Source organism: Rhizobacter sp. P2_H3, from assembly GCF_056403355.1.
In genome coordinates, this window is the sequence record NZ_JBFUFQ010000003.1 from 18,243 (window position 1) to 39,776 (window position 21,534).

Genomic DNA, 21,534 nt, shown 5'->3' on the forward strand with positions numbered 1-21,534 from the left:
CACGTTCACTCGGAGGTGAAGATGGATCCGAGGCGCTCCATCCGCTCCAGCGCCATCCCGCAGCCGCGCACGACGCAGGTCAGCGGGTCTTCGGCGACCAGCACCGGCAGGCCGGTTTCCTCGGCGAGCAGGCGGTCGAGGTCGCGCAGCAGCGCGCCGCCGCCGGTCAGCATCATGCCGCGCTCGGCGATGTCGGCGCCCAGTTCGGGCGGCGTCTGCTCGAGCGCGTTCTTGACGCTGGAGACGATCTGGTTGAGCGGGTCGGTCAGCGCCTCGAGGATCTCGTTGCTGCTGATCGTGAAGCTGCGCGGCACGCCTTCGGAGAGGTTGCGGCCCTTGACTTCCATCTCCTTGACCTCGGAGCCGGGGAAGGCCGAGCCGATGTTCTTCTTGATGGACTCGGCGGTGGGCTCGCCGATCAGCATGCCGTAGTTGCGTCGGATGTAGTTGATGATCGCTTCGTCGAACTTGTCGCCGCCGACGCGCACGCTGCCTTTGTAGACCATGCCGCCCAGCGAGATCACGCCGACCTCGGTGGTGCCGCCGCCGATGTCGACCACCATCGAGCCGCTCGCCTCGCTGACCGGCAGCCCGGCGCCGATCGCCGCGGCCATCGGTTCCTCGATCAGGTAGACCTCGCTCGCGCCGGCGCCGAGCGCCGATTCGCGGATCGCGCGCCGCTCGACCTGCGTGGAGCCGCAGGGCACGCAGATGATGATGCGCGGACTCGGCTTGAACATCTTCGAGTCGTGGACCATCCGGATGAACTGCTTGAGCATCTGCTCGGTGACGGTGAAGTCGGCGATCACGCCGTCCTTCATCGGCCGGATGGCCTCGATGTTGCCCGGCACCTTGCCGAGCATCGCCTTGGCCTCGGCGCCGACCGCCTGGATCGTCTTCTTGCCGTTGGGGCCGCCTTCGTGGCGGATCGCGACGACCGAGGGCTCGTCCAGCACGATGCCCTTGCCGCGCACGTAGATCAGCGTGTTGGCGGTGCCGAGGTCGATGGCCAGGTCGGTGGAGAAGTAGCGGCGCAGGGATGCAAACATGTGCGGGGTTCTTGTTGGCGTCGACCAGGCGGGTGGGCGGATCGGCGCAATCGCGAATGGGGGTTCCGGGCTGGATTCCAGGCAGGGGGTCCGCGAGCCGCTCGAAAGTCCTGCAAACCCTTGAATTTGCACGCCGAAAGAGGCTTGTGGATAACCGGGGATAATACCCCAAGCCCCCTGAATTCCAGCCCCGTCGGCACCCTCATCACCCCTCAAATTCCAATGGCCCTGGACTCCAAAGACGTGAGCCGCATCGCGAACCTCGCGCGCCTCGAACTGAAGCCCGCCGAAGAGGCGGCGATGCTGCAGCAACTGAACGGTTTCTTCTCGATCGTCGAACAGATGAGCGCGGTCGACACCAGCGGCATCGAGCCGCTGTACACGCCGCTGTCGGCGGTGCAGGAGGTGGCGCTGCGCCTGCGTGACGACGTCGTCACCGAGACCGACGGCCGCGCAGCCAACCAGCGCAGCGCGCCCGCCGTCGAGGACGGCCTGTTCCTCGTGCCGAAGGTGATCGAAGGATGAAGGACCTGCATCAACTGGGCGCGGCCGAACTGGCCCGCGCACTCGCCGCGCGGCAGGTCTCCAGCGTCGAAGCGACGAAACATCTCCTTGCACGCGTTGCAGCGCATCAGCACCTGGGTGCCTTCCTGAGCGTCGACGCCGATGGGGCGCTGCGCCAGGCCGCGCAGGCCGACGCGCGCCGCGCCGCCGGCGAGAGCGGCCCGCTGCTCGGCGTGCCGCTCGCGCACAAGGACATCTTCGTCACCGAAGCGCTGGCCACCACCGCCGGCTCGAAGATGCTGGCCGGCTACCGCAGCCCGTTCGACGCCACCGTCGTGACCCGGCTGGCCGCGGCCGGCACCGTGACGCTCGGCAAGCTGAACTGCGACGAGTTCGCGATGGGCTCGAGCAACGAGAACTCGGCCTTCGGCCCGGTCAAGAACCCGTGGGATGCCTCGCGCGTGCCGGGCGGCTCGTCGGGCGGCTCGGCCGCCGCGGTGGCGGCGCGGCTGGTGCCGGTGGCCACCGGCACCGACACCGGCGGCTCGATCCGGCAGCCGGCCAGCTTCACCGGCATCACCGGCATCAAGCCGACCTACGGCGTGTGCTCGCGCTACGGGATGATCGCGTTCGCGTCCAGCCTGGACCAGGCCGGCCCGTTCGCCCGCAGCGCCGAGGATTGCGCGCTGATGCTGTCGGCGATGAGCGGCTTCGACGAGCGCGACGCGACCAGCGCGCAGCGCCCGCCGCAGGACTACGCCGCGGCGCTCACGGCGGCCCGCCCCGGCGCCACGGCCGCGCAGCCGCTGAAGGGCCTGCGCATCGGCCTGCCGAAGGAGTTCTTCCCGGCGGCGCTCGCCGCCGACGTCGACGGCGCGGTGCGCGCGGCGCTGGCCGAGCTGCAGAAGCTCGGCGCGACGCTGGTCGACGTGAGCCTGCCGCGCACCGAGTTGTCGATCCCGGTGTACTACATCATCGCGCCGGCCGAGGCCAGCTCGAACCTGAGCCGCTTCGACGGCGTGCGCTTCGGGCACCGCGCCGCCAAGTACACCGACCTGCTCGACATGTACAAGAAGAGCCGCGCCGAGGGCTTCGGCGCCGAGGTCAAGCGCCGCATCATGATCGGCACCTACGTGCTGAGCCACGGCTACTACGATGCGTACTACCTGCAGGCGCAGAAGCTGCGGCGCATGATCGCCGACGACTTCCAGCACTGTTTCACGCAGTGCGACGTGATCGCCGGACCGGTCGCGCCGACGGTGGCCTGGAAGCTCGGCGACAAGAGCGACGACCCGGTCGCCAACTACCTGGCCGACATCTTCACGCTGCCTGCGAGCCTGGCCGGCCTGCCGGGCATGAGCCTGCCGGCCGGCACCGGCGAAGGCGGCATGCCGGTCGGCCTGCAGCTGATCGGCAACTATTTCCAGGAGGGCACGCTGCTGCACGCGGCCCATGCCTTCCAGCAGGCGACCGACTGGCACGCCCAAGCCCCCTCCCCCTGACCATGGCAAGCACCCCCCAACTGATCCGCGGCTACGAGGTCGTCATCGGCCTCGAGACGCACGCCCAGCTGTCCACGCGCAGCAAGATCTTCAGCGGCTCGAGCACGCAGTTCGGTGCCGCGCCGAACACGCAGGCCTCGCCGGTCGACCTGGCGCTGCCGGGCACGCTGCCGGTGATGAACCGCGGCGCGGTGGAGCGGGCGATCCGCTTCGGGCTGGCGGTCGGCGCGACGGTGGCGCCGCTGTCGATCTTCGCGCGCAAGAACTACTTCTACCCGGACCTGCCGAAGGGCTACCAGATCAGCCAGTACGAGACGCCGGTGGTGCAGGGCGGCTCGCTGGAGTTCTTCGTCGGCGACGTGAAGCACAGGGTGCAGCTGACGCGCGCCCACCTGGAAGAAGACGCCGGCAAGTCGCTGCACGAGGACTACGCCGGCCAGACCGGCATCGACCTGAACCGTGCCGGCACGCCGCTGCTGGAGATCGTCACCGAGCCCGACATGCGCGCGAGCACCGAGGCGGTGGAGTACGCGAAGGCGCTGCATTCGCTGGTGGTGTGGCTCGACATCTGCGACGGCAACATGCAGGAAGGCAGCTTCCGCTGCGATGCCAACGTGTCGGTGCGCCGGCCCGGGGCCGAGTTCGGCACGCGCCGCGAGATCAAGAACCTGAACAGCTTCAAGTACCTGCAGCAGGCGATCGACTACGAGATCCAGTGGCAGATCGACCTGATCGAGGACGGCGGCAAGGTGCAGCAGGCGACCGTGCTGTTCAACCCCGACACCGGCGAGACGCGGGCGATGCGCACGAAGGAAGACGCGCACGACTACCGCTATTTCCCCGACCCGGACCTGCCGCCGCTGGTGATCGCGCCCGAGTGGATCGAGCAGGTGCGCGCCGCGATGCCGGAGCTGCCGCGCCTGATGGCCGAGCGCTTCCAGAAGGAGTACGGGCTACCGGCCTACGACGCGTCGATGATGACGCAGGGCAAGGCGTTCGGCGCGTTCTTCGAGGACACGGCGAAGGCCTGCGGCCAGCCGAAGCTGGCGGCCAACTGGCTGATGGGCGAGGTGTCGCGGCGGCTGAATGCCGAGGAGAAGGACATCGCGCAGAGCCCGGTGAGCGCGGCGACGCTGGCCGCGCTGATCGGGCGCATTGCCGACGGCACGGTCTCGAACAGCGGCGCACGCCAGGTGTTCGATCAGCTGTGGACAGCGGGAGGCGCGGTCGACGCCATCATCGAGGCCAAGGGCCTGAAGCAGATGAGCGACAGCGGCGAGCTGGAGCGCATCCTCGACGAGGTGCTGGCGGCGAACGCGAAGTCGGTGGAGGAGTTCCGTGCCGGCAAGGACAAGGCGTTCAACGCGCTGGTCGGCCAGGCGATGAAGGCCACCAAGGGCAAGGCGAACCCGTCGCAGGTGAACGAGCTTCTCAAGAAGAAACTCGGAGCGAGCTGACCTGCGAAGCTCGATCGCGCCAGACGCCGCGAAGCCAGGCACGCGCGGGCGCGGAAGGTCGTTCGGCGAGTCTTACTTCCCCGCTGCCTTGCGGGGTGCCGGCGCGGAAGCGGCCGGCAGCGCCCCCATCGACCCCGGCGACGCGCCGGCCCACAGCTTCTTCAGCCGTTCGAGCTCGACGTCGTAGAGGTTGTTGATGCGCACGATCTCGTCTTCCTGGTTCTGCACCAGCGATTTCTGCGCCGCCACCGCGGCGTCGTTCGCGTCGAGCTGCTGGCGCAGCTTGGCCGGCGGCTTCTTGCCCTTGTAGAACTCCTGCTCGTCGATCAGCGGCTTGCGCTCGCGTTCGAGTTCGGCCAGCCGCCCCTGCGAGAACGCGACGCCCTTGCGCACATCGTCGAGCGCGGCCTCGCGCGCCTTCATGTGGGCAGCGTCGTTGGGAAAGCGGTTCACCAGGTTGCGGTCGCGGCGGATCGCATCCTGCTGCGCCACGCGGTCGGCGGCGGCTTGCCGCTCCTTCGCCTCGGCCTCGGCGCGCTCGTCGGCGGTCATCGTCGGCGGCACGATCTGGCGCACCGAACCGTCGGTGTTGAGCATGCGCTGCTCGCGGGTCGCGCATTCGACGATCGGGCGGTCGGAGGTCAGGCGCCGGCCGTTGCCGTCGACGCAGCTGTAGATCGCGGCGTGGGCCGAGGAGGCGGCCACCAACCCCGCCAGCACGGCAAGGCATCGCCAGGTTCGCATCGGTCGATTCACCACAAGCAGGCTCGTCATTTACACCCCGTAACGGTCCCGGTAGGCGGTCACGCGCGCCAGGTGGCTGCGCAGGGCCGGATCGTCATTCGTCTGCAGATACTGCAGCAAGTCCGCCAGCGTCGCAATGGCAAGCACCGGCATGCCGTACGCCGCTTCGAACTCCTCAACGGACGAGCGGGCGCTCAGGTTGTCATCGGAACCCTTGCGTTCCATGCGGTCCATCGCGATCAGCACCGACACCGGTTCCGCCCCGGCCGCACGGATCATGTCGACCGATTCGCGCTTGGAAGCGCCGTCGGTGATCACGTCGTCGATGATGACGACGCGGCCCTTCAACGGCGCGCCGACCATCAGCCCGCCTTCGCCGTGGTCCTTGGCTTCCTTGCGGTTGTGGCAGAACGGCACGTTGCGGCCCAGGCCGGCCAGCGCCACCGCAGTGGCCGACGCCAGCGTGATGCCCTTGTAGGCGGGGCCGAACAGCATGTCGAACTCGACGCCCGAGGCGAGCAGGCGGCGCGCATAGAATTCCGCGAGGCGGCCCAGCTTGGCGCCGTCGTCGAACAGGCCGGAATTGAAGAAATAGGGCGACAGCCGCCCGGCCTTGGTCTTGAACTCCCCGAACCGCAACACGCCGGCTTCCACCGAGAAGCTGACGAAGTCTTTGGCCAGGGTGTCAGCGGTGGGGCTCATCGGAGGTCTTTCGTGTTCCGTCTGGTGTCTTTGAATCTGAACGGCATCCGCTCGGCTGCCACGAAGGGGCTGGTGCCGTGGGCGGAAAGCATCGGCGCCGATTGTATGGGGGTGCAGGAGGTCAAGGCCCAGGCGGCCGACATCGCCGGCCGCTTCGAGCGGGTGCACGACATGCACGGCCATTTCCATTTCGCCGAGAAGAAGGGCTACTCGGGCGTCGGCCTGTACAGCCGCAAGACGCCGAGCGACGTGGTGGTGGGCTTCGGATCGCCAGAGTTCGACGCCGAGGGCCGTTACATCGAGCTTCGCTTCGATACACCGAAGCGCAAGCTCAGCATCATCAGCTGCTACTTCCCGAGCGGCTCCAGCGGCGAGGAGCGGCAGCTCGCGAAGTTCCGCTTCCTGGCGCTGATGACGCCGTACCTGCAGCAGCTGAAGGCCGAGCGCGAGTTCATCCTGGTGGGCGACGTGAACATCGCGCACAAGGAGATCGACCTGAAGAACTGGCGCAGCAACCAGAAGAACAGCGGCTTCCTGCCCGAGGAGCGGGCCTGGATGACGCACACGCTGGACGAGCTGGGCCTGGTCGACGTGTTCCGCACGCTGAACCCGAAGGCCGAGCAATACACCTGGTGGAGCAACCGCGGTCAGGCCTGGGCGAAGAACGTCGGCTGGCGGCTCGACTACCACCTGGCCACGCCGGCACTGGCCGCCACGGCGCTGCGCGAGCACATCTACATCGAGCAGCGCTTCTCGGACCACGCGCCGCTGATCATCGACTACGACTTCACGCTCTGATCCGGCGCCCGAAGCGCTGAACAGCACGGCCCGGCCCGCGCTGTTCGGCGTTTGGTCCGGCCCCGTCCCGCTGAAGAATGAGCGCTCACCCGCAGCCGCGGGCAGGCTTTCATTCGAGACGCAGTACGAGGAGCTTCCCATGATCAAGACGCTGACCACCCTGGCCGCCACGCTGGCACTGGCCGCCGGCGCCCACGCCGGCGAGGTCTACACCGGCATCGGCACGCACGGCCTGATGCTCGGCTATGCACAACCGGTCGCGCCGTCGGTGACGCTGCGCGGCGATGTCGCGTCGCTCGGCAAGCACAGCACCACGAAGACCGAGAACAGCATCCACTACGACGCCGAGCTGAAGTTGAGCCGCGGCGGCGTGTTCGCCGACTGGTTCTTCACCGGCGGCTGGCGCCTGACTGGCGGGGTGACCTTCAACGCGATGAAGCTCGACCTGGCCGGCAAGCCGACCAACAACCAGATCGTGATCGGCAACACCACCTACGCGACGCAGGACGGCGACCGCTTCGACGCACACGTGAAGTTCCCGAAGACGACGCCGTTCCTCGGCATCGGCTACGGCCACCAGGCCGGTACCGAAGGCGCCTGGGGCTTCCACTTCGACCTCGGCGCGAGCATCGGCCGCGCGAAGGTCGAGTCGGCCGCGAGCGGCCCCACCTTCGACAGCATGGATGCGACCCAGCGCGCCCAGCTGAACGCCGATGTCGACAAGGAAACGCAGGAGCTGCGCGACGGCGTCGGCAAGATCCGCGCGATCCCGCAACTCAGCCTGGGCGTGAACTACCGCTTCTGAAGGATCGAGGGGCCGCGCCGGGCTAGCATCGCGGCATGCAGCTCCTCGACACCATCGAAACCGACACCGGCCCGAACCCGACGGCCACCATCATCTTCCTGCACGGGCTCGGCGACAGCGGGCACGGCTTCGCGCCCTTCGCGCAGGAGCTGGACCTGTCGGCTGCCGGCCCGGTGCGGTTCATCTTCCCCCACGCACCGACGCGGCCGGTCACGATCAACGGCGGCTACGTGATGCGCGCCTGGTACGACATCCTCGGCGCCGACCTGGTGCGGCGCGAGGACGAGACCGGCCTGCGCGAATCGCAGGCGCTGGTGCAGGCGCTGATCGCGCGCGAGAACGAGCGCGGCATCCCCAGCGCGCGCATCGTGCTCGGCGGCTTCTCGCAGGGCTGCGCGATGACGCTGCTGACCGGGCTGCGCCACGGCGAGCGGCTGGCCGGCCTGGTCGGGCTGTCGGGCTACCTGCCGCTGGCGGCCCAGACCGCGGCCGAGCGCCATGCCGCGAACCACGGCGTGCCGGTCTTCCTCGCGCACGGCCGGCAGGACCCGGTGATCCCGATCGCCCGCGCACTCGCCTCGCGCGACGCGCTGCTGGCGCTCGGCCACCCGGTCGAGTGGCACGAGTACCCGATGCCGCATTCGGTGTGCGGCCCGGAGGTCGAGCACCTGACGCGCTGGCTGACCACGCTGCTGGGTGCCCCGCCCGGCCGAGGTGAATAAATCACAAACCCGCCCGGCGGTTTTCACCACCTGCCGGCATCCGACGCCCCTACGCTGTAACAAGGTGCACAGCGTTGCTGCTGCGCCTGCCATCAGAAGGACAGCGCCATGTTGGATGAACTGCTCTCACCCCCGGACACCCGTCCGACCGCCCACCTGAACCTGCGGCCCACCCCGGCCGCGATCCACCCCGTCGCCGACCCCGTCACGCCGCCGTACCCCGGGCCGGAGCGCCGCCACGGCCACTCCGCGATGGCGCGCTGGCTGACGATGATGCTCGACGAGATGGACCACGGCCTGCTGCTGATCGATGCGAACTGCAGCCTGCGCCATGCCAACCAGCTCGGCTGGCAGCTGCTGCAGGCCGGCGACGGCCTGCGCCTCATCAAGGACCAGGTGCTGCCGCGCCATGCGGAGGAGCTGTCCGGCTTCCTCGGCGCGCTGCTCGGCGCCTGCGGCGGGCGGCGCCGCATGCTGAACCTGAGCCGCGACGACGGCGCGATGCCGGTGGCCTTCGTGCCGATGTCCTCGCCCGAGGACGGCGCGCTGGCCATGCTGGTGCTCGGCAAGCGCCACCGCTGCGAATCGCTGACCCTCGAGTTCTTCGCCCGCACCCACGGCCTGACGGCCGCCGAGACCAAGGTGCTGCGCGCGCTGTGCGACGGCCAGCGGCCGAAGGAAGTGGCGCGCGCCTTCAGCGTCGCCGTCTCGACGGTGCGCTCGCAGATCAGCAGCATCCGCATCAAGACGCAGACCGCCAGCATCGGCGACCTGCTGAACCGCGTGGCGGTGCTGCCGCCGATCGCGTCGGCCATGAAGATGCCGCTGTCGCACTGATCGGCGCCGACTTCCGTCACGCGCAGCGCGTCCACCGTCACGGACGCGCCAGGGGCGGCGTGCTAGATTGGATGGGCTCCTGGGCTACCCGCCCGGGCTTTCCCCATTCGCCGCCGCTTCTCCATGGACGCCGTCACCGGCCCAGCATCCTCCCCCCTGCTGTCCGAATCCCTGGGCCTGCTCTCGGCCCGGGGCGAGCAGCGACGCTATCGCAAGGGCGTGCTGCTGATCCAGGAAGGCGATCACGGCGACACCTTGTTCATCCTGCTGTCGGGCCGCGTGAAGGCGTTCTCGATCGACGAGCGCGACCGCGAGATCGTCTACGGCGTCTACGGCCCGGGCGAGTACCTCGGCGAGATGTCGCTCGACGGCGGGCCGCGCTCGGCCTCGGTCATCACGCTCGAACCCACGGTGTGCTCGGTCGTCACGCGGCACACGCTGCGCCAGCACATCGCCGAGCGGCCGGAGTTCGCGTTCGAGCTGATCTCGCGCGTGATCCACCGCGCGCGCCTGGCGACCCACAGTGCGCGCAGCCTGGCCCTGCTCGACGTCTACGGCCGCGTCGCGCAGCTGCTGACCGACCTGGCGGAGGTGCAGCCCGACGGCACGCACGTGATCCGCGAACGGCTGACGCACCAGGAGATCGCGAGCCGCGTCGGCTGCTCGCGCGAGATGGTGAGCCGCCTGCTGAAGGACCTGGACGCCGGCGGGCACATCGCGGTCAGCCGCACGCAGATCGTGCTGAAGCGGCCGCTGCCCGCGCGCTGGTAGCCGGCAGGCCCGCGCGCCGCTGGCAGAATCGGCGCATGCCGCGTCCGATCGAAGCGCTGATCCACAGCGATGCCCTGAGCCACAACCTGCAGCGCGCCCGTGCCTGCGCGCCCGATGCGCGCGTCTGGGCGATCGTCAAGGCGAACGCCTACGGGCACGGCGTCGAGCGGGTGTACGGCGCGCTGCAGGCCGCCGACGGCTTCGCGCTGCTCGACCTGGCCGAGGCCGAGCGGGTGCGCGCGATGGGCTGGCGCGGGCCGATCCTGCTGCTCGAGGGCTGTTTCGAAGCGCGCGACCTGGAGCTGTGCTCGCGCCTGAACCTGTGGCACACGGTGCACCACGAGGCGCAGATCGACTGGCTCGCGATGCACAAGACGACCTGGCCGCACCATGTCTTCCTGAAGATGAACACCGGCATGAACCGGCTCGGCTTCACGCCTGCGGCGTTCCGCACCGCGTGGCTGCGGCTGTCGAACCTGCCGCAGGTCGACGCGATCACGCTGATGACGCACTTCTCCGATGCCGACGGGCCGCGCGGCATCGAGGCGCAGGTGGCGGTGTTCAACGCCGCCACCGCCGACCTCGATGGCGAACGTTCGCTGAGCAACAGTGCGGCCACGCTGCGCTTCGCGGCGACGCAGCCGGGCGTGCGGGCCGACTGGGTGCGCCCCGGCATCATGGTGTACGGCTCGTCGCCCGACCACCCCGAGAAGACGATCGCCGACTGGGACTTGCGCCCGGCGATGACGCTGCGCTCGCGGCTGATCGGCGTGCAGGCGCTGAAGCCCGGCGACACCGTCGGCTACGGCAGCGCGTTCACCGCCGAGCGCGAGATGCGCATCGGCGTGGCCGCCTGCGGCTATGCCGACGGCTACCCGCGCGTCGCGCCGGCCGGCACGCCGGTGCTGGTCGATGGCGTGCGCTGCGCGCTGGTCGGCCGGGTGTCGATGGACATGCTGACGATCGACCTGACGCCGCTGCCGCAAGCGGGCGTCGGCAGCGAGGTCACGCTGTGGGGGCGCGGCCCGCATGGCAGCGTGCTGTCGATCGACGAGGTCGCGCGGCCGGCCGGCACGATCGGCTACGAGCTGATGTGCGCGCTCGCGCAGCGGGTGCCGACGCACGCCGTGCCCTGATGCCGTGACGCCCCAGGTCGATCCCGCCGAGGTCGAGTTCAGCGCGATCCGCGCCCAGGGGGCGGGCGGGCAGAACGTCAACAAGGTGTCGAGCGCGGTGCACCTGCGCTTCGACATCCGTGCGTCGTCGCTGCCCGAGCCGCTGAAGGAGCGGCTGCTCGCGCTGTCCGACCAGCGCATCACCGGCGACGGCGTCGTCGTGATCAAGGCGCAGACCTCGCGCAGCCAGGACATGAACCGCCAGGATGCACTGCAGCGCCTGCAGCAGCTGGTCGACAGCGTGGCCGTGGTGGCGCCGCCGCGGCGAGCGACCAAGCCGACGCGCGGGTCGCAGAAGCGGCGGCTCGAGGGGAAGTCTCAGCGCGGCGACTTGAAAAGCTCGCGGGGGAAAGTGCGCGATGTCTGACGACATGTCCGCATCACGGCACGCGCACGCCGGGCAGCTTGCGCATGCCGCGGTCGAAGGTGGCCGTGAAGTCACAGCCGTGATGCGCATGCCTGGCGACCACCAGGCAATCCGCAAAGCCGCAGGGTGCGCTCTCGAACAGCGTCACCGCGCGCCCGATCGTGTCGCGGTCTTCGAATGCGAAAGCCGGTTCGTCCAGCAAGCTGCGCACGGCCGTCAATTGCGCCGCCTTGTCCTGCGAATACGCTGTTCGCAACGTCCACACCGCTTCGGCCAGCACGACGTCGGTCACCAGCAGCGAACCCGGAACGCTGCCGTGCTCGGCCAGCAGCGCGTCGATCCGCTCGCCCTGCACCGGATCGTCGTTGAGCCACAGCCGCAAGAGGATGTTCGTGTCGATGCCGATCATCAACGAGGCGTCTTGGGGCGACCCACTGCAGGCGCGTGCTTGTCGCGCAGGTGCTTCGCAATGCCGTCGTCCATCTCCTCGACGGTCAGGGGTCCGGCATGCGGCGACTTCAGGATGCCGCGGACCCGACGGGCGTCGGCCGTTACGTGCCGAGCGGTGATCGTGTTGTCCGGCAGCACCTGGAAATCCAGGGTCGAGCCGGCATCGAGGCCGAGCCGGTCACGAATCTCCTTCGGGACCGTGACCTGACCTTTGCTGGTGAGCGTGGCATACATGACGGAGAACCTCGGTCGTCGATGATTCCTTACATTCTAATGCCGTAAGGAATGCGACGGGAATCCAATCAGGCACGCCGGGTCTTGTAGATCCCGCACCCCAGCACCAGGTCCTGCGCCACCGGCACGATGTACGAGGTCTTCGGCAGCACTTGCCCGTTGGCCGGGTTCAGGAAGTCGTAGTCGACCCAGCCGCCGCCGGCCGCGGCAGCGGCCCACACGTCCTGCGTCAGCTTCGTCACGTCGGTGCCGATGATCTGCTTGGCGCTCTTGCCGACGTTGGCCGGCTTGCCGCCGAACGCGTGGTACACGAGCTGCCGGTCCCACGCGAAGACGTACATGTCGCGGTCCGAGAACCCGTTGCCCGGTTCGGTGATGCCGGGCAGCGCCGCCGCACCGCCGCGTTCGTTGTAGTACGCGATCGCCCGCTGCACCAGCGCCTGCGCCTCGTCCGCCGTGCCCTGGCGCAGCTGGAAACCGCCCGCCGCCGCCGACAGCTGGCGCGCCCGCTCGACCAGGCTGGCGCAGGCGCGCGAGGTCTGCCCGACCATCTGCGCGTTCTGGTGCGTCAGCGTGTCGAGCTGCGTCATCGCCTGCGAGACCTGCGCGAGGCCGTCGCTCTGCTCGCCGACGGCCGACGTGATGCGCCCCATCCGCCCGGTGAGTTCGGCGATGCCGCCGACGATCTCCGAAAGCACGCCGCTCACCCGGTCGATGTGGCCGACGCCGCTCGCGGTCTCGGCGCCCGACTGCTCGATCAGCGCCTTGATCTCGCGCGCCGCCTCGCCGCTGCGCTGTGCGAGCGCGCGCACCTCGGCCGCGACGACCGCGAAGCCGCGGCCCTGCTCGCCGGCGCGTGCCGCCTCGACGGCGGCATTCAGCGCGAGGATGTTGGTCTGGAACGCGATCGAGTCGATCACGCCGATGATGTCGCCGACCTTCTCGGAGCCGGCCTTGATGGCATGCATCGAGTCGACCGCCTCGCGCATCGCGCCGCCGCCCGAGCCGGCCAGGCCGTGCACGCGCGCGGCCAGCGCCTCGGCCTCGCGGGCATCGCTCGCGTTCTGGCGCACCGTGGCATCGAGCTGCTGCACGCTGGCCGAGGTCTGCTCCAGGTTGGCCGACTGCTGCTCGGTGCGGCTCGACAGGTCGGCCGTGTCGGTCGTCAGCTCGGTGGTGGCCGCCGTGACCAGCAGCGAGCTGCTGCGGATGTCGGCCACCAGCCCGGAGATCGTCTCGTTGACGGCATCGAGCGCGGCGCCGATGCGGGCGAATTCATCCTCGCCGCGGATCTCGATCCGGCGCGACAGGTCGCCCTGCTTCATGCGCGACACGGCGGATTCGAGCGCGCCCAGCGCACCGGCCATCTGCAGGTACAGCGCCATCAGCACGTAGGCCAGCAGCAGCGCCACGGTGATCAGCGCGAGGCTGCCCCAGTGCGTCCAGCCGTGCTGCTGCACCCAGGCGCCGAGTGCGGCGGCCCCCAGCAGCGCACAGCCGACGGCCAGCAGCGAGAGCTTCGCGCCGAGCCCCAGCCTGCCGAATGCGGCGATCCCCAGGCCCATCGGCCCCCCACTGCGATGCACGTCCATCCGCCCCCCGTGGTGTTCGTGGTGTTGCCACCCGGTCGGCCCGGGCGGTCGGGCGATCGTACAGGCCGCGCCGCGCCGCGTGCAAACCGCGGGGGATCAGGCGCGCTTGAAGAGTGCCAACAACGCCGCAGCGGCGACGAACAGGCTGCCGAACAGGCGGTTCAGCGCGCGGATCTGCGTCGGCGACTTCAGCAGCCGCAGCAGCCGTGCGGCCAGCGCCGTGTAGCCGGCCATCACGACCAGGTCGGTGAACATCAGCGTCGCGCCGATCACGGCATATTGCAGGGTGAGCGGCCGGGTGATGTCGAGGAACGACGGCACCACGGCCAGCAGGAACACCGTGCCCTTCGGGTTCACCGCGTTGACCATCCAGCCGCGCAGCACCAGGGTGCGCCGCGTCACCTGCGCCTCGCCGGTGGCCGCGACCATCGGCTGCGCCGGCGCGCGCCATTGCTTGATGCCCAGCCACAGCAGGTAGCCGACGCCGAGCCACTTCACCGCCGCGAAGGCGAGGCTCGAGGCCGCGATCAGCGCGCCGAGCCCGAGGCCCACCACCAGCACCTGGGTCCAGATGCCCATCACGAGGCCGAAGGTCATGAAGTAGCCGCGCGCAAAGCCGTGGTTGACGCCGGCGCTCATCGCGGCGACGGCGCCGGCCCCCGGCGACAGGCTGATGGCCCAGGCGGCGGCGAAGAAGGCGAGCCAGAGGGAGAAGTCCATGTCGTGTGTCTCGGGGGAAAAGCGCGAAAGAGGCGTCAGAGTTGTTCGATGATGATCTGCCCGAGCCGTTTCAGGCGTGTCTCGAGCAGCGGCGTCCACGGGTCGCCGTAGTGCAGCCGGATGAAATGGTTGAAGCGCGCGCTGCAGGTGAAGGTGGCCCCCGGCGCCACGCCGATCAGTTCGCGGCACGCCAGCTCGAAGACCTTGCGCGAATCCACCTGCGGCGGCAGCTCGATCCACAGGGCGAGCCCGCCGCGCGGCCGGCTCAGCCGGCAGCCGGGCGGGAAGTATCGCGCGATCGCATCGGCCATCGCCTGCGCCTGGGTTTTCAGCGACGCGCGCAGCCGGCGCATGTGGTGGTCGTAGCCGCCGTCGGCGAGGAACTCGGCGATCACCTCCTGCTGCAGTTGCACGCCGGGCGACGAGGTGCGGAACTTGATCGACTGGCATTCGCGCAGGTGCCGGCCCGGCGCCATCCAGCCGACGCGGTAGCCGGGCGCCACCGCCTTCGTGAAGGCCGAGCACAGGATCACGTCGTCGCGTGTGTCGAAGCTCTTCAGCACCGGCGGGCGTTCGTCGCCGAAGTGCAGCTCGCCGTAGATGTCGCTCTCGATCACCGGAAAGCCGCGCTCGGCGGCCAGCGCGACCAGGCGGCGCTTGTTCTCGGTCGGCATCAGGCTGCCGACCGGGTTCTGGAAGTTCGGGATCACGACGCAGGCGCGCACCGCACCGGGCGTGCGCGTGGCGAGGTCCAGCGCCTCGATCGACAGGCCGTCGCGCGGGTGCGACGGGATCTCGATCGAACGCATGCCCAGGCTCTCGATCACGTCGAGCAGCATGAAATAGGTCGGCGACTCGATCGCGATCGTGTCGCCGGCCTTCGCCACCGCGCGCAGCGCGAGGTGCATCGCTTCCATGCCGCCGTTGGTCAGCAGGATCTCGTCGGGGTGCAGGCGCACGCCGCTGTGGATCGCGCGGCGGGCGATCTCGCGGCGCAGCGCCGGGCTGCCGCTGCTTTCGACGCGCGAGGCGTATTCGGGGTGGCGGCGGTTGATGCTGGCCGTCAGCTGGCGCAGCTTGGCTTCGGGCAGCAGGCTGCGGCCGGCCTGCACGCGGAACGACGGCATCGCGCCGGGCTCGTTCGCGACGAGCAGGAACTGGCGCGTCAGCCCGTCGGGCGTGACGAAATCGGCCTTGCTCATGCGGGCGTCGAGTTCGGGTTCGGGCAGCGGCTGCGGGCGCGGCGCGACGAAGTAGCCCGACTTGGGCCGGGCCTCGACCAGCCCGCGGTTCTCGAGCCAGCGGTAGGCGAGCGTCGCGGTGGAGGCGCTGACGCCGTGCTGCTGGCACAGCTGCCGCACCGACGGCAGCCGGTCGCCGCTGCGCAGGCTGCCGCAGGTGATGGCCTTCTCCAGCCCGCCGGCCACTGCCTGGTACAGCGGTGACTGTGGCAACAGCGTCAGCAGCGCGTCGGCGTCGAGCAGGGCCTCTTCCATGGGAGACGATTGTCGCCGTGGCCGGTGGGACGGCACAGGTACAGATCCGGGCAGTTGTCACCAGCACAGTCGACGCAGCGGGCATCTGTGACGGTGCAGTTCACGCTGTTCTGGATGTGGTGGGCGACGGGGCTTGCCGGAACACTGGTGCCCTGAGGAATTCACGGCAGGACCCCCATGACCACCCCACTCCACACCCTCGATCTGCAACTCGCCGCCGGCGAACTGCACCGCTGGCGCTCGGCCCGCACGGTCGAGTTGCAGGTGCTGGCCGGCCGCGTGTGGGTCACGCAGAGCGGCGACGCGGACGACCACTTCCTGGCGGCCGGCGACACGCTCGCGCTGCGCCGTGGGGCGCTGGCGCTGATCGAGGCGGAGTCGGGCGCGAACCTGCGCCTGTTCGCGCCCGCGGCGGCGCTGCCGTCGGCTCCGTGGTGGCAGCGCCTCGCGGGCCGCCGCCGGCCCCCCGCTACAGTCGCGGGGTGAGCAAACCCAAATCCGTCTACACCTGCAGCGAGTGCGGTGGCACCAGCCCCAAGTGGCTGGGCAAGTGCCCGCACTGCAACGCCTGGAACACGCTGGTCGAAGGCGTCGCCGAGGCGCCGTCGAAGCACCGCTACCAATCGCTGGCCGGCGCGCAGCCGGTCGCCACGCTGTCCGAGATCGAGGCCTCCGATGTCGATCGCCAGCCCACCGGCATCGATGAACTCGACCGCGTGCTCGGCGGCGGCATCGTCGCCGGCGGCGTCGTGCTGATCGGCGGCGACCCCGGCATCGGCAAGTCCACGCTGCTGCTGCAGGCGCTCGATGCGCTGTCGCGCAACATGCGGGCGCTGTACGTCACCGGCGAAGAATCCGGCGCGCAGGTCGCGCTGCGCTCGCGCCGGCTCGGGCTCGACGGCTCGCAGGTGCGCGTGGTCGCCGAGATCCAGCTCGAGAAGATCACCGCCACCATCGATGCCGAGCAGCCGGCGATCTGCGTGATCGACTCGATCCAGACCGTCTACAGCGAGCAGCTCACCTCGGCGCCCGGCTCGGTGGCCCAGGTGCGCGAATGCGCCGCGCAGCTGACCCGCGTGGCCAAGAGCAGCGGCACCACGATCATCCTGGTCGGCCACGTGACGAAGGAAGGCGCGCTCGCCGGCCCGCGCGTGCTGGAGCACATCGTCGACACGGTGCTGTATTTCGAGGGCGACACCCACAGCAGCTTCCGGCTGGTGCGCGCGATCAAGAACCGCTTCGGCGCGGTCAACGAGATCGGCGTGTTCGCGATGACCGAGAAGGGGCTGAAGGGCGTCGCGAACCCGAGCGCGATCTTCCTGTCGACGCACGGCGAGCCGGTGGCCGGCTCCTGCGTGCTGGTCACGCTGGAGGGCACGCGGCCGCTGCTGGTCGAGATCCAGGCGCTGGTCGACTCCGGCGGCCCGAGCCCGCGGCGCCTGAGCGTCGGCCTCGACCGCGACCGCCTCGCGATGATGCTGGCGGTGCTGCACCGCCACGCCGGCATCGCCTGCCTCGACCAGGACGTGTTCGTCAATGCGGTGGGCGGCGTGCGCATCAGCGAGCCGGCCGCCGACCTGGCGGTGATGCTCGCGATCCAGAGCAGCCTGCGCGGGCGGCCGCTGCCGCGCGGCTTCATCGCGTTCGGCGAGGTCGGGCTGGCCGGCGAGGTGCGGCCGGCGCCGCGCGGCCAGGAGCGCCTGAAGGAGGCGGCGAAGCTCGGCTTCAGCGTGGCCGTCGTGCCGAAGGCCAATGCGCCGAAGAAGGCGATCGAGGGGTTGACCATCCACCCGGTCGAGCGCATCGAGGAGGCGATCGACCTGCTGCGCAGCTTGAGCTGACGCTGCGCAAGGCCTCTCACGGGGCTCGGCCGCCGTGGGGCCAAACAAGAGCTATTATCATTTGCATCGGGCGGCTGTCGCCCTGCCGTGATCGTCCTCTGGTTTGTCCGCCCCCGCCCGTATGACCGCTCCCCGACTTTCCGACCTGCCCGCCGGTGCCCGTGGCACCGTCATCGGCCTGCGCGCCGAGGGCTCGCCCGATCCGCAGATGCTGCACCGCCTGAGCGAGCTGGGCTTCCTGCCCGGTGAGCCGGTGCAACTGCTGCGCCGCGGTCCCGGCGGGCGCGAGCCGCTCGCGGTGCAGATCGGCGAGACCTTCTTCGCGCTGCGCAAGATCGAGGCGCAGTGCGTCGAGGTGAACGTCGAAGGGCTGCCGACATGAGCGCCGAGGCCCTTCGCATCGCCCTCGTCGGCAACCCGAACTGCGGCAAGACGGCCCTCTTCAACCTGCTGACCGGCGCGCGCCAGAAGGTCGCGAACTACGCCGGCGTCACCGTCGAGCGCAAGGTCGGCAGCGCGACGCTGCGCAACGGCCGCACGGTGTCGGTGATCGACCTGCCCGGGGCGTACAGCCTGACGCCGGCCACGCCCGACGAAGAGGTCACCCGCGAGATGGTGATGGGCCTGCGCGCCGGCGAGGCCGCGCCCGATGCGCTGGTCGCGGTGGTCGACGCCACCAACCTGCCGATGAACCTGCGCCTGGTGCTCGAGCTGCGCCGCCTCGGCCGGCCGATGATCGTCTCGCTGAACATGGCCGACGTGGCGCGCGCGCGCGGGCTGCAGATCGACGTGGCGAAGCTGTCGGCCGAGCTCGGCGTGCCGGTCGTCGAGACCGTCGCGGTGCAGAGCCGCGGCCACGAGGCGCTGCTGGCCCAGCTCGAGAAACAGGCCGAATGGCCGACGCCGCCGGCCGTCGCCGACACGCCGACGCTGCCCGAGCTGCAGCGCGAGGTGCGCCGCATCCTGGCGGTCGCGGTGCCCGGCGCGATGCAGTTCAAGCGCTTCAACCACCGCATCGACGCGGTGGTGATGCACCCGGTGTGGGGCCTGGTGCTGCTGGCGGCGCTGCTGTTCCTGATGTTCCAGGCGGTGTTCTCGTGGGCCAACGTGCCGATGGACGCCATCAAGGACGGCATGGCCGCGGCCGGCGAGTTCCTGAGCGCGCACATGGCCGACGGCCCGTTGCGCAGCCTGCTGGTCGACGGCGTGATCGCGGGCGCCGGCAGCGTGCTGGTGTTCCTGCCGCAGATCCTGATCCTGTTCCTGTTCATCCTGGTGCTGGAAGACTCGGGCTACCTGCCGCGCGCCGCGTTCCTGCTCGACACCGTGATGGGCAAGGTCGGCCTGTCGGGCCGCGCCTTCATCCCGCTGCTGTCGAGCTTCGCCTGCGCGATCCCCGGCATCATGGCCACGCGCACCATTCCGAACTGGCGCGACCGGCTCGCCACCATCATGGTCGCGCCGCTGATGACCTGCTCGGCCCGGCTGCCGGTCTACGCGCTGCTGATCGGCGCCTTCGTGCCGAAGCGCAGCGTCGGCTGGTTCAACCTGCAGGGCGTGACGCTGTTCGTGCTGTACGTGGCCGGCGTGCTGTCGGCGATGGCGGTGGCCTGGGTGCTCAAGCGCACCTGGATGAAGAGCAGCTACCAGCCGCTGATGCTGGAACTGCCGCCGTACCGGGTGCCGAACGTCCGCAACCTCGCGATCGGCCTGTGGGAGCGGGCGCGCATCTTCCTGCGCCGCGTCGGCACGATCATCTTCGCGCTGACGGTGGTGCTGTGGTTCCTGTCGAGCTTCCCCGGGCCGCCCGATGGCGCCACCGGCCCGGCCATCCAGTACAGCCTGGCGGGTTACCTCGGTCGCGCGCTCGAAGTGATCTTCGCGCCGATCGGCTTCAACTGGCAGATCTCGATCGCGCTGGTGCCGGGACTGGCCGCACGCGAAGTGGCGGTCGGTGCGCTCGGCACGGTGTATGCGATGTCGGCGGCCGGCGAGGTGGCCGATTCGCTGGCGCCGGTCATCGCGCAGAGCTGGTCGATCGCGACCGCCTACTCGCTGCTCGCCTGGTACGTGTTCGCGCCGCAGTGCATGTCGACGCTCGCGGTGGTGCGCCGCGAGACCAACTCGTGGCGCTACCCGCTGATCATGGCGGGCTACCTGTTCGCGCTCGCCTACGTCGCATCGTTCATCACCTACCGCGCCACCTTGTGGCTCGGTGCCTGAACCGGGAGGTCCGCCATGCAAGACCTGATCGTCGGATTGATCGTCCTCGGCTGCTTCGGCTACGCGGTCAACGCGCTGATGCCGGCGGCGCTGCGCCGCACGGTCGCCGGGCGCCTCGCCCGCTGGCCGTCGTGGCCGGCGCCGATCGCGCAACGCCTGCAGCGCGCCGCGCAGGTGCCGGCCGGTTGCGGCTGCGACGGCTGCGACGTGCCCGCGAAGACGGCCGCGGCGGCGCAGGCCGGCAAGGCGCAGACGATCCGCATCCACCGGCGTTCCTGAGCGGTTCGTAGTCCAATGGCGGCATGCGACTGGCCGCCCTCTCCGACATCCACGGCAACCTGCCCGCGCTCGATGCGGTGCTGGCCGACATCGCCACCACCGGCGCCGACCTGGCGGTCAACCTCGGCGACATCCTGTCCGGCCCGCTGTGGATCACCGAGACCGCCGAGCGGCTGATGGCGCTCGGCCTGCCGACGATCCGCGGCAACCATGAGCGCCAGGTGCTGGTGCCGGATGTCGCGGCGATGGGGGCTTCCGATGCGTTCGCCGCCGAACGCCTGCTGCCGCAGCACCGGGCGTGGCTCGCCGGGTTGCCGGCCACGCTGCAGCTGTCGGACGAGGTGTTCTGCTGCCACGGCACGCCCGGCAGCGACCTCGTCTACTTCCTCGAATCGGTCGATCCCGGCGGCCTGCGGCCGGCCACGCTCGCCGAGGCGACAGCGCGCGCCGGCGCTGCCCAGCAAGGCGTGGCGCACGGTGTGATCCTGTGCGGCCACACCCATGTGCCGCGTGGGCTGCGGCTGGCGGATGGGCGGCTCGTCGTCAACCCCGGCAGCGTCGGCCTGCAGGCCTACGACGACGACCATCCGCACCCGCACGTCGTCGAGAACGGCACGCCGCACGCCCGCTATGCGCTGCTGACGCGCCGCCCCGCCGGCTGGCAGGTCGAATGGCGCGCCGTGCCCTACGACGCCGAACCGGCCGCGCAGCGGGCCGATCGACACGGCCGCCCGGACTGGGCCGCCGCGCTGCGAACCGGCTTCGTTGTGGAAACTGCACAGGCGAGTGCCCCGATCCGCCCCGTAACATCGCGCGCATGAATCCAATCGTCGGGTGGGGCCTCGCGGTGATCGCGGTGGCGGCAGCGTGGCAGGCCTATGGCTGGCAGGGCGTCGTGATGGCTGCGTCGGTCATCGTGTTCTGGCTGCTGATCCAGTTCAGCCGCGCGCTGCGCGTGATGAAGAACGCCGGCGAGGCGCCGGTCGGCCACGTCGGCAGCACCGTGATGCTGAACTCGAAGCTGAGTGCGGGCCTGACGATGATGCAGGTGGTGACGATGACGCGCAGCCTCGGCCGCAGGATCGATCCCGACGGCGACACCTGGGCCTGGGCCGACGACGGCGGCAGCGAGGTCACGCTGGAGTTCAAGGGCGGCAAGCTCGCGAAGTGGACGCTGGTGCGGCCCGCTCCCGAGGCTGCGGCGGACCCCGCGGACCCGGTCGATCCGGCCAATCCGTAAAATCGCCTGCTTTCAGTCTGATTTCC

At 70.0% G+C, this 21,534-nt stretch carries 25 protein-coding genes; 17 read left to right on the forward strand and 8 right to left on the reverse strand.

Annotation, left to right across the window (positions count from 1 at the left end):
* Positions 1–5 precede the first annotated feature (5 nt).
* Positions 6–1,049, reverse strand: a complete 1,044-nt coding sequence (locus AC1D1T_RS00925) for a rod shape-determining protein (RefSeq protein WP_047508465.1) — start codon at positions 1,047–1,049, stop codon at positions 6–8.
* Between the two features lie 222 nt (positions 1,050–1,271).
* Here AC1D1T_RS00925 and gatC point away from each other — a divergent pair, with 222 nt between their 5' ends.
* Genes gatC through gatB form a run of 3 tightly spaced genes read left to right on the forward strand, consistent with a single transcriptional unit; the run spans position 1,272 to position 4,512 of the window.
* Positions 1,272–1,574, forward strand: coding sequence for an Asp-tRNA(Asn)/Glu-tRNA(Gln) amidotransferase subunit GatC (gene gatC / locus AC1D1T_RS00930; protein ID WP_477824574.1), 303 nt, complete (start codon positions 1,272–1,274; stop codon positions 1,572–1,574).
* Positions 1,571–3,055 (forward strand): Asp-tRNA(Asn)/Glu-tRNA(Gln) amidotransferase subunit GatA, encoded by a 1,485-nt coding sequence (gatA, locus tag AC1D1T_RS00935; RefSeq protein WP_477824575.1) that lies wholly within the window; start codon positions 1,571–1,573, stop codon positions 3,053–3,055. Before gatC ends, gatA begins: the two co-directional genes overlap by 4 nt.
* A 2-nt stretch (positions 3,056–3,057) precedes the next feature.
* Positions 3,058–4,512: an Asp-tRNA(Asn)/Glu-tRNA(Gln) amidotransferase subunit GatB gene (gene gatB, locus AC1D1T_RS00940; protein WP_477991243.1), complete on the forward strand. Its 1,455-nt coding sequence runs from the start codon at positions 3,058–3,060 to the stop codon at positions 4,510–4,512.
* Positions 4,513–4,584: 72 nt separating this feature from the next.
* Here the strand turns inward: gatB and AC1D1T_RS00945 are convergent, their stop codons facing one another.
* Together AC1D1T_RS00945 and pyrE are read right to left on the reverse strand one after the other, a co-directional pair.
* Entirely contained in the window at positions 4,585–5,256 is a 672-nt protein-coding gene (locus AC1D1T_RS00945; RefSeq protein WP_047508460.1) for a DUF4124 domain-containing protein, read from the reverse strand.
* A 30-nt stretch (positions 5,257–5,286) separates the two neighbouring features.
* Positions 5,287–5,958, reverse strand: a complete 672-nt coding sequence (pyrE, locus tag AC1D1T_RS00950) for an orotate phosphoribosyltransferase (protein WP_477824577.1) — start codon at positions 5,956–5,958, stop codon at positions 5,287–5,289.
* Positions 5,959–5,970: 12 nt separating this feature from the next.
* On the opposite strand from pyrE, the gene AC1D1T_RS00955 reads away from it, so the two are divergent.
* From AC1D1T_RS00955 to arfB, 7 genes are all read left to right on the forward strand, one after another.
* Complete coding sequence (locus tag AC1D1T_RS00955) at positions 5,971–6,756, forward strand: exodeoxyribonuclease III (protein ID WP_477824578.1); 786 nt, start codon at positions 5,971–5,973, stop codon at positions 6,754–6,756.
* A 139-nt stretch (positions 6,757–6,895) separates the two neighbouring features.
* Positions 6,896–7,561 (forward strand): hypothetical protein, encoded by a 666-nt coding sequence (locus AC1D1T_RS00960; RefSeq protein WP_047508454.1) that lies wholly within the window; start codon positions 6,896–6,898, stop codon positions 7,559–7,561.
* A gap of 35 nt (positions 7,562–7,596) precedes the next feature.
* Positions 7,597–8,283 carry an alpha/beta hydrolase gene (locus AC1D1T_RS00965; RefSeq protein ID WP_477824579.1) on the forward strand — a complete coding sequence of 229 codons (687 nt, stop codon included), beginning with the start codon at positions 7,597–7,599 and terminating at the stop codon, positions 8,281–8,283.
* A gap of 108 nt (positions 8,284–8,391) precedes the next feature.
* Positions 8,392–9,120: a helix-turn-helix transcriptional regulator gene (locus AC1D1T_RS00970; protein ID WP_052212621.1), complete on the forward strand. Its 729-nt coding sequence runs from the start codon at positions 8,392–8,394 to the stop codon at positions 9,118–9,120.
* Positions 9,121–9,243: 123 nt separating this feature from the next.
* The gene (locus AC1D1T_RS00975) at positions 9,244–9,891 is read left to right on the forward strand and encodes a Crp/Fnr family transcriptional regulator (protein ID WP_477824580.1); all 648 of its coding nucleotides are present in this window, start codon (positions 9,244–9,246) and stop codon (positions 9,889–9,891) included.
* A gap of 35 nt (positions 9,892–9,926) precedes the next feature.
* A complete protein-coding gene (gene alr, locus AC1D1T_RS00980; protein WP_477824581.1) occupies positions 9,927–11,027 on the forward strand; it encodes an alanine racemase in 1,101 nt (366 codons plus the stop codon).
* A gap of 4 nt (positions 11,028–11,031) precedes the next feature.
* Positions 11,032–11,433, forward strand: a complete 402-nt coding sequence (gene arfB / locus AC1D1T_RS00985) for an alternative ribosome rescue aminoacyl-tRNA hydrolase ArfB (protein WP_477824582.1) — start codon at positions 11,032–11,034, stop codon at positions 11,431–11,433.
* 13 nt (positions 11,434–11,446) lie between these two features.
* On the opposite strand, the gene AC1D1T_RS00990 is transcribed toward arfB, so the two are convergent.
* The 5 genes from AC1D1T_RS00990 to AC1D1T_RS01010 form a co-directional block, all read right to left on the reverse strand.
* Positions 11,447–11,842 (reverse strand): type II toxin-antitoxin system VapC family toxin, encoded by a 396-nt coding sequence (locus AC1D1T_RS00990; RefSeq protein ID WP_477824583.1) that lies wholly within the window; start codon positions 11,840–11,842, stop codon positions 11,447–11,449.
* Positions 11,842–12,117 carry an AbrB/MazE/SpoVT family DNA-binding domain-containing protein gene (locus AC1D1T_RS00995; RefSeq protein WP_477824584.1) on the reverse strand — a complete coding sequence of 92 codons (276 nt, stop codon included), beginning with the start codon at positions 12,115–12,117 and terminating at the stop codon, positions 11,842–11,844. The genes AC1D1T_RS00990 and AC1D1T_RS00995 overlap by 1 nt, the downstream gene beginning before the upstream one ends.
* A gap of 68 nt (positions 12,118–12,185) precedes the next feature.
* Positions 12,186–13,682, reverse strand: a complete 1,497-nt coding sequence (locus AC1D1T_RS01000) for a methyl-accepting chemotaxis protein (RefSeq protein WP_477840378.1) — start codon at positions 13,680–13,682, stop codon at positions 12,186–12,188.
* 123 nt (positions 13,683–13,805) lie between these two features.
* Positions 13,806–14,429, reverse strand: a complete 624-nt coding sequence (locus AC1D1T_RS01005) for a LysE family transporter (RefSeq protein WP_477824586.1) — start codon at positions 14,427–14,429, stop codon at positions 13,806–13,808.
* A 35-nt stretch (positions 14,430–14,464) separates the two neighbouring features.
* A complete protein-coding gene (locus AC1D1T_RS01010) occupies positions 14,465–15,925 on the reverse strand; it encodes an aminotransferase-like domain-containing protein (RefSeq protein WP_477824587.1) in 1,461 nt (486 codons plus the stop codon).
* Positions 15,926–16,102: 177 nt separating this feature from the next.
* Here AC1D1T_RS01010 and AC1D1T_RS01015 point away from each other — a divergent pair, with 177 nt between their 5' ends.
* The 7 genes from AC1D1T_RS01015 to AC1D1T_RS01045 all read left to right on the forward strand — a co-directional run bounded on the left by AC1D1T_RS01015 (position 16,103) and on the right by AC1D1T_RS01045 (position 21,508).
* On the forward strand, positions 16,103–16,411 hold the full coding sequence (locus tag AC1D1T_RS01015) for a DUF2917 domain-containing protein (protein ID WP_477824588.1): 309 nt from the start codon (positions 16,103–16,105) through the stop codon (positions 16,409–16,411).
* Positions 16,408–17,766 (forward strand): DNA repair protein RadA, encoded by a 1,359-nt coding sequence (radA, locus tag AC1D1T_RS01020; protein ID WP_047508433.1) that lies wholly within the window; start codon positions 16,408–16,410, stop codon positions 17,764–17,766. The genes AC1D1T_RS01015 and radA overlap by 4 nt, the downstream gene beginning before the upstream one ends.
* A gap of 121 nt (positions 17,767–17,887) precedes the next feature.
* The gene (locus AC1D1T_RS01025; RefSeq protein ID WP_047508431.1) at positions 17,888–18,148 is read left to right on the forward strand and encodes a FeoA family protein; all 261 of its coding nucleotides are present in this window, start codon (positions 17,888–17,890) and stop codon (positions 18,146–18,148) included.
* A complete protein-coding gene (gene feoB, locus AC1D1T_RS01030) occupies positions 18,145–19,989 on the forward strand; it encodes a ferrous iron transporter B (RefSeq protein WP_052212607.1) in 1,845 nt (614 codons plus the stop codon). Before AC1D1T_RS01025 ends, feoB begins: the two co-directional genes overlap by 4 nt.
* Before the next feature lie 15 nt (positions 19,990–20,004).
* Positions 20,005–20,268, forward strand: a complete 264-nt coding sequence (locus AC1D1T_RS01035) for a DUF6587 family protein (protein WP_465110252.1) — start codon at positions 20,005–20,007, stop codon at positions 20,266–20,268.
* A gap of 23 nt (positions 20,269–20,291) precedes the next feature.
* Positions 20,292–21,089: a metallophosphoesterase family protein gene (locus AC1D1T_RS01040; RefSeq protein ID WP_477824589.1), complete on the forward strand. Its 798-nt coding sequence runs from the start codon at positions 20,292–20,294 to the stop codon at positions 21,087–21,089.
* A complete protein-coding gene (locus AC1D1T_RS01045) occupies positions 21,086–21,508 on the forward strand; it encodes a hypothetical protein (protein WP_477824590.1) in 423 nt (140 codons plus the stop codon). The genes AC1D1T_RS01040 and AC1D1T_RS01045 overlap by 4 nt, the downstream gene beginning before the upstream one ends.
* Positions 21,509–21,534 lie beyond the last annotated feature (26 nt).

Excerpts from the sequence above, each read along its gene's own strand:
- AC1D1T_RS00925 (WP_047508465.1), bottom strand. The coding sequence starts at position 1,049 with ATGTTTGCATCCCTGCGCCGCTACTTCTCCACCGACCTGGCCATCGAC.
- gatC (WP_477824574.1), top strand. The coding sequence starts at position 1,272 with ATGGCCCTGGACTCCAAAGACGTGAGCCGCATCGCGAACCTCGCGCGC.
- gatA (WP_477824575.1), top strand. The coding sequence starts at position 1,571 with ATGAAGGACCTGCATCAACTGGGCGCGGCCGAACTGGCCCGCGCACTC.
- gatB (WP_477991243.1), top strand. The coding sequence starts at position 3,058 with ATGGCAAGCACCCCCCAACTGATCCGCGGCTACGAGGTCGTCATCGGC.
- AC1D1T_RS00945 (WP_047508460.1), bottom strand. The coding sequence starts at position 5,256 with ATGCGAACCTGGCGATGCCTTGCCGTGCTGGCGGGGTTGGTGGCCGCC.
- pyrE (WP_477824577.1), bottom strand. The coding sequence starts at position 5,958 with ATGAGCCCCACCGCTGACACCCTGGCCAAAGACTTCGTCAGCTTCTCG.
- AC1D1T_RS00960 (WP_047508454.1), top strand. The coding sequence starts at position 6,896 with ATGATCAAGACGCTGACCACCCTGGCCGCCACGCTGGCACTGGCCGCC.
- AC1D1T_RS00965 (WP_477824579.1), top strand. The coding sequence starts at position 7,597 with ATGCAGCTCCTCGACACCATCGAAACCGACACCGGCCCGAACCCGACG.
- AC1D1T_RS00970 (WP_052212621.1), top strand. The coding sequence starts at position 8,392 with ATGTTGGATGAACTGCTCTCACCCCCGGACACCCGTCCGACCGCCCAC.
- AC1D1T_RS00975 (WP_477824580.1), top strand. The coding sequence starts at position 9,244 with ATGGACGCCGTCACCGGCCCAGCATCCTCCCCCCTGCTGTCCGAATCC.
- alr (WP_477824581.1), top strand. The coding sequence starts at position 9,927 with ATGCCGCGTCCGATCGAAGCGCTGATCCACAGCGATGCCCTGAGCCAC.
- AC1D1T_RS00990 (WP_477824583.1), bottom strand. The coding sequence starts at position 11,842 with ATGATCGGCATCGACACGAACATCCTCTTGCGGCTGTGGCTCAACGAC.
- AC1D1T_RS00995 (WP_477824584.1), bottom strand. The coding sequence starts at position 12,117 with ATGTATGCCACGCTCACCAGCAAAGGTCAGGTCACGGTCCCGAAGGAG.
- AC1D1T_RS01000 (WP_477840378.1), bottom strand. The coding sequence starts at position 13,682 with ATGGGCCTGGGGATCGCCGCATTCGGCAGGCTGGGGCTCGGCGCGAAG.
- AC1D1T_RS01005 (WP_477824586.1), bottom strand. The coding sequence starts at position 14,429 with ATGGACTTCTCCCTCTGGCTCGCCTTCTTCGCCGCCGCCTGGGCCATC.
- AC1D1T_RS01010 (WP_477824587.1), bottom strand. The coding sequence starts at position 15,925 with ATGGAAGAGGCCCTGCTCGACGCCGACGCGCTGCTGACGCTGTTGCCA.
- AC1D1T_RS01015 (WP_477824588.1), top strand. The coding sequence starts at position 16,103 with ATGACCACCCCACTCCACACCCTCGATCTGCAACTCGCCGCCGGCGAA.
- AC1D1T_RS01025 (WP_047508431.1), top strand. The coding sequence starts at position 17,888 with ATGACCGCTCCCCGACTTTCCGACCTGCCCGCCGGTGCCCGTGGCACC.
- feoB (WP_052212607.1), top strand. The coding sequence starts at position 18,145 with ATGAGCGCCGAGGCCCTTCGCATCGCCCTCGTCGGCAACCCGAACTGC.
- AC1D1T_RS01035 (WP_465110252.1), top strand. The coding sequence starts at position 20,005 with ATGCAAGACCTGATCGTCGGATTGATCGTCCTCGGCTGCTTCGGCTAC.
- AC1D1T_RS01040 (WP_477824589.1), top strand. The coding sequence starts at position 20,292 with ATGCGACTGGCCGCCCTCTCCGACATCCACGGCAACCTGCCCGCGCTC.
- AC1D1T_RS01045 (WP_477824590.1), top strand. The coding sequence starts at position 21,086 with ATGAATCCAATCGTCGGGTGGGGCCTCGCGGTGATCGCGGTGGCGGCA.